Below are 2,770 nucleotides of genomic sequence, written 5' to 3' on the forward strand. Positions count from 1 at the left end.
CGGGGCCGGGGACGATGCGCTCGCCGCCGCCGACGCACTGATCCGGTCGAGAGGGCCGGCGCTCGCCGACGTCCTGTTCGAGCCCAATCTTGCTGCGGCGCGCGCTTCCCCGCGCTACGCCGCCCTCGTCGAGCAGTTGGGCCTTGCCGCTTATTGGCGGTCGAGCGGCCGCCTGCCCGATATCTGCCACGGCGCGCCGGCGCCCGCCTATTGCAAGCCCAACCGAAGGGAGCAGCGATGAACAAGCTCATTGTAGCGCTCACCTGCCTCGCCGCATGCTCGCAGCAAAAGCAGCCGCACGCGGTCGACACCGGAGCCGAGAATGTCGTGGCGGCTGCCCGCGCGCCGACCAGCATGCCAGCTCAGCCGCGCAAGGCGGCGCTGATGATCCCGATCCCCAAGGATCCGGCTCAGCTCGAGCGGCTGCTTGCGATGGGCTACTCCGTCCATGAGGACCATCTCCACGCGCCGGGAGTCACCTCGTGCCCGAAAATGAGTGAAAACCCCGTCATGTAGGAGTGAGGGTGATGATTTCAGTCGATCGCCTCCTTGCCGCTGGCGCATGCGCGTTGAGCGCCACCGTTGCTGCGGCGCCCTCCATGGCCGCGACAGAGCCGAGCACCGCTGCAGTGAAGGCTGCAGCGGCCAAATATCGCGACGTCAGGGTCGCGGTCGCCGAAGGATACCAGACCGACGGCATGTGCACCGATGCGCGGATGCTCGGCTTCAACGCGTCCGAAGGCGGGATGGGCCTGCATTATGTTCGCAAGGACCTCATCGGAATCCAGCCGCGGGCCCAGGGTCGCCGCGTCGCCGGGACGAAGATCCACACCGATTTCCTCAGGCCCTCGATGCTGGTCTACGAGCCGCAGCGGCACGGGGGCCTCAAGCTGGTCGCCGTCGAGAACCTGGTGTTCCAGTCCGCGTGGAAAGCCGCCGGCCATGCCAAGCCGCCGACGTTCCACGGCAGGCCTTACGTGCTGCTCAAGGACAATCCGGCTACGAAGGTCGACGAGGCGCACGGCTTCGAGCCGCATTACGAGCTCCACGTCTGGGCGTTCCGGCATAACCCGAGCGGCATGTTCAAGGAGTTCAATCCCGCGGTTACGTGCCGCTTCAACAAGCCGGCGGCCAAGCACAAGTGATGCACGGCACTGCACCGCCGGCTTTTAAACGTCGCAGATTGAGACATGACCGCCAGGAGGACTCGCCATGTTCAGCCGCTTGCTCGTAGCGCTCGTCATCGCCGGTTTTCCGCCGGTCGTCGCCGCTCTCCCCTTTGGCGCCGCCACCGCGCAACCGAAGTTCGACCATCCCGCCAGTCATGAGCCGGACCGCGTCAAGGTCACGTTGAGCGACGATCAGGCGCGCAGGTTCATGGACGATTTCGCGCGCTGTATCGCCAGCCGCCAGAGTGTCAGGGCTGCAGCGGCGCTCGCGCTGCCTTACGGCAGTCCTCAGCAGCAGAAGGCCGCCTCCGCGCTCGCCGGCCGCCACAGCGACTGCATCGGCCCCTATTCGGGCACGCTGCAGCTCAGCTTCGATGCGCCATCGCTTGCGGCGGGGATGGCCGAATATTTCCTGGCGAACCCCGGTGAGATTGCCGAACAGCGCCGGCGCGACCCGCGTTCTTTCACGCGCGTGCAACCGACCGCATTGGAGACTTTCGGCGAGTGCGTGGTCGCGCAAAACCCCGCCGCGGTCGAAGCGCTGGTGAAATCGGATGTCGCGTCGGATGCCGAGACCGCCGCCGGCGACGCACTCGCGCATCAGCTGGCGCAGTGCATCAGCGAAGGCCAGACGCTCGCCCTCGATCGCGGCGCGCTTCGCCAGCTCCTCGCGGTCAGCCTCTACAAGCATGTCGCCATGCCGGCGTCGGCGCAGCCCTGAAGCCGCAAGATTTCACGGCTTCGCGTGAAAATCATGAAAAAAGCCGCAGCTCCCGCCGCGGCTTCAGTTCGACTGCCTTCTTAACGGCAGAGCGGACGCCCTTACTTCATTCTCGAGTGGATTTGCCCTGCTCTTGGTTTCGGGCCGGTGACCAGCCGCAGCTCCGTTTCGAGTTGCGCGACAAGGTCGCCCACCATTTCACCATGCGGCTGGCCGTTGCCGCCGCGGCCATGGTCGGCCAGGCGCCGCCAGTGCTCAACCGTGTCCTGGTGCACCGGACGGCCGCGCAGGCGCCGCGCGCTCGCGATCGCCGCGAGCAGGTTCGAGCGGACGCTTCCTTCGATCCTCACGCGAGGTCCCCGCGGCGGTATTCGCTGCTCACCACATCGGACCTTTCGGCCGATGCCGCTCGCGCACCGCATCGTCATTGATCAGTTTGGACTTCAGCACGGTGCGGATATGCTGCGCGCCGTCGCTGCTCATGCACACGAGGCGGACGCCGCCGTTCGGCAGCCGCTCGACGGCAGACACCCCGACCTTCTCCTTGACGCAGCGGGCGACGATGTCGCCTTCCTTCATCGACAGAAACAGGGTCCGGCTCATGGCTTCGCCCCGCGCCGCGCGGCAGCCACCGCGTCCCTTGCGTTCGAATAGCGGTAACCGCCCCAATGATAGACGTCCGCCGGCACCCGTTCGATGCCGTAGCGGTCGAGCTCGGCCTGATCGACCTCATCGCGAGCCGCGCTCATTCCGCCTCTCCCGGTGCCCAATGCCGCTGGCTGGAAGGGTCGATCCGCCGCGCATCGTCGTCGAACTGGTCGGCGACAGTCGCGAGCGCCGACGAGCCGCCGGCGGTCCGCGCCCGCCGCGCGAGCCTGCG

Annotated in this window: 7 protein-coding genes; 4 read left to right on the top strand and 3 right to left on the bottom strand. The window is 67.1% G+C overall.

What is annotated here, in order from left to right; genetic code table 11:
- The 4 genes from GH737_RS15485 to GH737_RS14130 all read left to right on the top strand — a co-directional run.
- Nucleotides 1-241: hypothetical protein (locus GH737_RS15485; RefSeq protein ID WP_196233210.1), on the top strand; the 241-nt coding region annotated here is incomplete at its 5' end.
- Nucleotides 238-516, top strand: coding sequence for a hypothetical protein (locus tag GH737_RS14120; RefSeq protein WP_155265414.1), 279 nt, complete (start codon nucleotides 238-240; stop codon nucleotides 514-516). The genes GH737_RS15485 and GH737_RS14120, both read left to right, overlap by 4 nt.
- An 83-nt stretch (nucleotides 517-599) precedes the next feature.
- Nucleotides 600-1,145 (top strand): hypothetical protein, encoded by a 546-nt coding sequence (locus GH737_RS14125; RefSeq protein ID WP_155265415.1) that lies wholly within the window; start codon nucleotides 600-602, stop codon nucleotides 1,143-1,145.
- Between the two features lie 67 nt (nucleotides 1,146-1,212).
- Nucleotides 1,213-1,890, top strand: coding sequence for a hypothetical protein (locus GH737_RS14130; protein ID WP_155265416.1), 678 nt, complete (start codon nucleotides 1,213-1,215; stop codon nucleotides 1,888-1,890).
- Between the two features lie 101 nt (nucleotides 1,891-1,991).
- Here the strand turns inward: GH737_RS14130 and GH737_RS14135 are convergent, their stop codons facing one another.
- The 3 genes from GH737_RS14135 to GH737_RS14145 are packed head-to-tail and all read right to left on the bottom strand — an operon-like array spanning nucleotide 1,992 to nucleotide 2,639.
- Nucleotides 1,992-2,240, bottom strand: a complete 249-nt coding sequence (locus GH737_RS14135; protein WP_155265417.1) for a hypothetical protein — start codon at nucleotides 2,238-2,240, stop codon at nucleotides 1,992-1,994.
- 28 nt (nucleotides 2,241-2,268) lie between these two features.
- Nucleotides 2,269-2,493: a hypothetical protein gene (locus tag GH737_RS14140; RefSeq protein WP_155265418.1), complete on the bottom strand. Its 225-nt coding sequence runs from the start codon at nucleotides 2,491-2,493 to the stop codon at nucleotides 2,269-2,271.
- A complete protein-coding gene (locus GH737_RS14145; RefSeq protein WP_155265419.1) occupies nucleotides 2,490-2,639 on the bottom strand; it encodes a hypothetical protein in 150 nt (49 codons plus the stop codon). The genes GH737_RS14140 and GH737_RS14145 overlap by 4 nt, the downstream gene beginning before the upstream one ends.
- Between the last annotated feature and the right edge of the window lie 131 nt (nucleotides 2,640-2,770).

The sequence above is a fragment of the Sphingomonas segetis genome, from assembly GCF_009720245.1.
GTDB lineage: Bacteria > Pseudomonadota > Alphaproteobacteria > Sphingomonadales > Sphingomonadaceae > Sphingomicrobium > Sphingomicrobium segetis.